A 517-nucleotide genomic window follows, 5' to 3' on the forward strand; every position below is an offset into this window, starting at 1 on the left:
AGTCTTGAAGACCTTTCGCCCGCTGATCCTCCTCGCTGCGCTGGCGCTTCCGGCGCTTCCGGCCCAGGCCCAGGCCCAGGGCGCCGATGGTCGCCAGGCCTATCGCCAGCAATGGCCGCTGCAGCTCGCGCAGCCGCAGGCCGGTGCGTACCGGTTGACCCTCGGCGAGGGCGTGTACCGCACCGCGGTCTCGCCCCGTCTGGCCGATGTGCAGGTGTTCAACGCGCAGGGCCAGGCCCTGCCGTCGGCGTTGTTGGCCGCTGACCAGCCGCTGGCGCAGGCACCGCAGTGGCAGACGCTGTCCTGGTTTCCGCTGCCGCCGATGGCCGGCACCTCCGGCGATGACCTGCAGCTGCTCACCGAGCGGAACACCGACGGCAGCGTGCGCCGGGTCGAGGCGCGGCTGGGGCGGGGCGGGGCGGCCGGACAACCCGCCGGCTGGCTGATCGATGCCAGCGCGCTGAAGACCGGCGTGCAGGCGCTGCGCCTGGACTGGCAGACACAGACGCCGCTGCAG

Annotated in this window: 1 protein-coding gene; it reads left to right on the top strand. The window is 73.1% G+C overall.

Annotation, left to right across the window (positions count from 1 at the left end; genetic code table 11):
- A partial coding sequence (locus ACLFKU_RS44010; protein WP_410853426.1) for a DUF3999 family protein occupies positions 1-517 on the top strand: 517 nt, incomplete at both ends.

Origin of the sequence: Paraburkholderia sp. EG304, assembly GCF_046543485.1 — a bacterium.
Classification (GTDB): domain Bacteria; phylum Pseudomonadota; class Gammaproteobacteria; order Burkholderiales; family Burkholderiaceae; genus Paraburkholderia; species Paraburkholderia youngii.